The sequence below is a fragment of the Clostridium sp. genome (genome assembly GCF_051656525.1).
Classification (GTDB): Bacteria; Bacillota; Clostridia; order Clostridiales; family Clostridiaceae; genus Clostridium.
The window spans coordinates 1-4,169 of the sequence record NZ_JBOGCC010000345.1; the positions used below are offsets into that span (position 1 = coordinate 1).

General features: G+C 43.2%; 6 protein-coding genes. All 6 read left to right on the forward strand.

The annotated features are described in order from the left end of the window. The coding region (gene thyA, locus ACRDDY_RS16915) for a thymidylate synthase (RefSeq protein WP_438566106.1) at positions 1 to 1,106 on the forward strand (1,106 nt) is incomplete at its 5' end. Between the two features lie 11 nt (positions 1,107 to 1,117). Continuing rightward, the gene (gene nadR / locus ACRDDY_RS16920; RefSeq protein ID WP_438566107.1) at positions 1,118 to 2,161 is read left to right on the forward strand and encodes a multifunctional transcriptional regulator/nicotinamide-nucleotide adenylyltransferase/ribosylnicotinamide kinase NadR; all 1,044 of its coding nucleotides are present in this window, start codon (positions 1,118 to 1,120) and stop codon (positions 2,159 to 2,161) included. Between the two features lie 22 nt (positions 2,162 to 2,183). Continuing rightward, positions 2,184 to 2,864, forward strand: a complete 681-nt coding sequence (gene pnuC, locus ACRDDY_RS16925) for a nicotinamide riboside transporter PnuC (protein ID WP_438566111.1) — start codon at positions 2,184 to 2,186, stop codon at positions 2,862 to 2,864. 85 nt (positions 2,865 to 2,949) lie between these two features. Next, the gene (locus ACRDDY_RS16930) at positions 2,950 to 3,408 is read left to right on the forward strand and encodes a hypothetical protein (RefSeq protein ID WP_438566108.1); all 459 of its coding nucleotides are present in this window, start codon (positions 2,950 to 2,952) and stop codon (positions 3,406 to 3,408) included. Between the two features lie 48 nt (positions 3,409 to 3,456). After that, positions 3,457 to 3,789, forward strand: a complete 333-nt coding sequence (locus tag ACRDDY_RS16935) for a hypothetical protein (RefSeq protein WP_438566109.1) — start codon at positions 3,457 to 3,459, stop codon at positions 3,787 to 3,789. A 48-nt stretch (positions 3,790 to 3,837) separates the two neighbouring features. After that, the coding region (locus tag ACRDDY_RS16940; protein ID WP_438566110.1) for a hypothetical protein at positions 3,838 to 4,169 on the forward strand (332 nt) is incomplete at its 3' end.

Genomic DNA, 4,169 nt, shown 5'->3' on the forward strand with positions numbered 1-4,169 from the left:
AAGACTTATTAACACATATTCTGGAAAACGGTGCTAGCAAAGAAGACCGTACTGGAACCGGTACATTGTCAGTATTCGGACATCAGATGCGTTTTGATCTTACCGAAGGGTTCCCACTGGTAACTACCAAGCGCTGTCACCTGCGTTCCATTATCCATGAGCTATTATGGTTCTTAAATGGCGATACCAACATCCAGTATTTGAATGATAACAAAGTACGTATCTGGGATGAATGGGCTGCTCCAGAAGACGTACTCGATCGTGATGCTACGGTAGATAATCTGTTAAACACCGGCAAAGTATTTAACACGCATGAAGCCATGACTTCTACATATCTGGTAAATAAGCTGATGCATTACCAGACAGTAGAAGATTTCACTGAGTTGTGTAAAGAAGCAGGGCTATTGCCTAAAGACCATATCGTGTATAAAGCACGTAAAGGCGATTTGGGTCCAGTGTATGGCCATCAGTGGCGTTCATGGGAAGCTGCAGATGGTCGGACTATTGATCAGATCTCTGAAGCAATTGAGCTACTGAAAAACGATCCTGATTCGCGCCGTATTATTGTATCGGCTTGGAACGTCGGCGAATTGGATAAGATGGCGCTAATGCCATGTCATGCATTGTTCCAGTTCTACACTGTTGAAATGTCGGTGGAGGAGCGTTTCGAACATTGGGTGTTTAATACACCAAGTGATGTATTAGAAGAATGGAAAGACGGTCCGGTAACTACATACGCTGCGTGGGCAGAGAGCGAACATGGTTTAGCGTACCCTACACGTAAGTTGAGCTGTCAGTTATTCCAACGTTCGTGTGACACGTTCCTCGGTTTACCATTCAACATCGCAAGCTATGCACTGCTAACGCATATGATTGCACAACAATGCAATATGATCCCGGATGAGTTCGTTTGGACTGGTGGTGACGTACACCTGTATAAGAACCATATGCAGCAAGCTAACGTACTGCTATCGCGTGAGCCTAAGGCATTACCGTATCTGCATATCAATCGTAAACCATCAAGTATCTTCGATTACAAAATTGAAGATTTTGAAATTCGTGGTTATGAGCCACATGATCATATCCCAGCACCAATTGCAGTTTAAGGGGCAAGTGAATGACACCATTAATGGAAAACGGTTGGTTAACCGGTAAATTTGCAATGCCTCACCTTGGGCATATCCATCATATCCACATGGCAGCTACTCGCGTTAAGAACCTGTATGTAGTAGTGTCGCAGAACGACAATCGTTTTGAAGACCCACGTCTTTCATTGCGTAATCGTGTATTGTGGATGCGTACTATCTTTAAAGATATGCCACATATTCATATCTTACATGTGGATGAGACTAATGTCCCTGAATATCCGAACGGGTGGGAACACTGGTCTAAGCTGGTTAAGGAAGCATTACCGAAAATTACTTTCGATGCTGTCTTTACTTCAGAAGAACAAGATGTAAGTGATTACACCAAGTACTTTGCTGGGCATACATTGAGTGTTGTGGTTAACGATGCTAAGCGTATTGAAGTGCCTATCTCTGCGACAGCTATCCGTAAAGATATCTATCGCCATTGGAGCTACATGCCTTCTGTGGTGCGCAAAGACTTCGCTACCAAGATCTGTATTGTAGGCACCGAATCGGTTGGTAAGACATCGCTGACTAAGATGCTGGCTAAGTTCTTCCGTACATCATGGGTGGAAGAATACGGACGTACTTATTGCGAACAAAAGTTATGTATGGATGAGACTCTACTGACTTTTGATGACTACGGCCATATCGCTGCTAAGCGTTTTGAAATGGAGCAAGACGCATTAGCATGTGCTAACCAAGTCATGTTTGCTGACACAGCTGCGTTAAGCACGAATTTCTTCTGCTTAATGTACGAAGGTCGTGAAAACCCGTTAGCGACGGCATATGCTGAGCTGGAACAATACGATGCGTTCATCTATCTGACTGATGATGTTGAGTGGGTTGCAGATGGCTTGCGTAAGAACACTGATCGTGACTACACCCGTCGGTTGTTCCATACCATGCTGGAGAACTACGCTAAGCGTAAGGGCACTGAGCTGCACGTGGTAAGCGGTGACTACAATCAAAGACTGTGTAAGTCTATCGATGTAGTTAAGTCAATCATGGCGCGTAAAGTAACAATCAAATAAGGATATACACATGTTCAATTTCATGAACCCATATCAGATCGTACGGGAACTGATTCAGCTATCACGTTGGGGCCGCTGGTTTGTACCAACCGCAGCAATCATTATCATTTATGTTTGCGCCATCAACAACAGTTCATGGTGGGAAACACTTTCAGCTATTGCTGGATTGTTCTGCGTGGTGCTGGTGGCTGACAGAAAGTTAACGAACTTCTTCTGGGGTTTGATTAACTGCAGCTTATACGGACTGGCATCGTATAACAGTGCGTTCTATGGCGATATGGCACTTAACTGGGTGCTATATGTACCGTTCCAATTTATTGGACTGTATCTGTGGAACAAGAACTCTGATTACGATGATTGCGTTGAGTCTAAAGCATTGGACAGCAAAGCATTGTCATTTGTAGTGCCTGCTGTGATGTGTGCGATATTCTTAGGAGCGTCATTGTTAGCTTCTTTCAATGGTGCACATCCAATGTTGGACTCCAGTAACGTAGTGCTTTCAGTTACAGCGACAATCCTGATGGCATTGCGATATCGTGAGCAATGGGTTTGTTGGATTCTGGTTAACTTAACTGGTATCGGTATGTGGGCATGGAACCTAACTAACGGTAACGGTGAAGGAATTGCAGCGTTAGCTATGTGGTCAGCATTCTTAGTGAATAGCTGCTATGGTTTCTATAGCTGGACCAAAGCACAAAAGTAAAATAAGGAGGAGGGGGAAACCCCTCCTCTAAATCTTCTTAGATATATATTATCTAAGTGAACCAAGACCTTTCAAGGATATTATGATGTCGAAAACAGAATTTACCTTAAGTAACTTTGTTGCATGCACTAAGCGTGTTCGTAAGATTCCAGCTAGAGCATTAGCTTTACTGGATCGCATTACGTGCCCGGCTAAGAGTGTCTCTGGCATATATAACGATGCTGCATTAACAGAGTTGTATAGCTTAGGGTTAATTACATTCAGTGATGGTTTTATCAACGTCACTGAGAATGGAATGATGGTAAACAAGATCGATTACAAAGATACTAAGTCACTACGTCCGGTGAAAGCTAAGGCTTATCCATTCGCTCCACCTGCCGAGTGTTTAGGTATCACTCCGATTGATTTCTGGGATAAGAACATCGATATCTCTACGGTTGTAAAGGGTAAATCTAAATACGATCGTCGACATACGGACTTCCGTGGATATGAGGATGATTTGGTTCATTTGGATATATTAGAGGCTGTGTGCAATAAAGAATAAATGGGGTGTCGTTCTTATGAACAATACACCACCATTAAGGGTTTTAAAATGGAACTGCAAAAATATACTTCCACTGATCAATATGACGCTGTTCAGATTTCTGGCATTGTTGTAGATCCAGGTACCATGGCTGCTACATTTACCATTCATGGTATGGAAGAAACGATCCATGTAAGTTCAGACTTCATGCACCGTAACAACCCGCGTAAAGACGACTGGTTTGTACGGTGTCAGCGCGGCTATGGTCGCATCGTGCGTAATGAAGAATTCGGTATGTTGTTCCGTCCGGTACCTACTGAAGTCATGGCAGATGTGCCTAATGCGGCTATTGGATCAGAACCGCAGGACGATGAACCTGCCTGTAATGTACTCGAAGCATAATGTACTCTCTAGCTGCCCGTAAGGGCAGCTAATATAAGGAAATATAGAATGAAAAAGATCGACAAATTTATCAATCTGGTATCTAACAACAACTACCTGTCAAGTAAAGATGGTGCAATTTCTGCAATCGGCGATATCTCTATTGATACTCGCGGTGTACGTAAATATGTAGCAGTTGAAACCACTACTGGATGTGATAATGTCGTATCTGTTTACGATGACATGATGGTTCCTGTCTTTCGTAAGGTACTTGAGAAAACCAAAGTGGCTCCACGTGAAGCATGTCCAGATGATATTATCGTCGGACCTAACTACTGTGGTATTATTGAAAGCGTTAGCGTAGAAGAAGATCGTATCTATTTCCGTAAGCACTTTGGTGG

Coding starts and splice junctions, on each gene's coding strand:
- nadR (WP_438566107.1), top strand. CDS start 1,118: ATGACACCATTAATGGAAAACGGTTGGTTAACCGGTAAATTTGCAATG.
- pnuC (WP_438566111.1), top strand. CDS start 2,184: ATGAACCCATATCAGATCGTACGGGAACTGATTCAGCTATCACGTTGG.
- ACRDDY_RS16930 (WP_438566108.1), top strand. CDS start 2,950: ATGTCGAAAACAGAATTTACCTTAAGTAACTTTGTTGCATGCACTAAG.
- ACRDDY_RS16935 (WP_438566109.1), top strand. CDS start 3,457: ATGGAACTGCAAAAATATACTTCCACTGATCAATATGACGCTGTTCAG.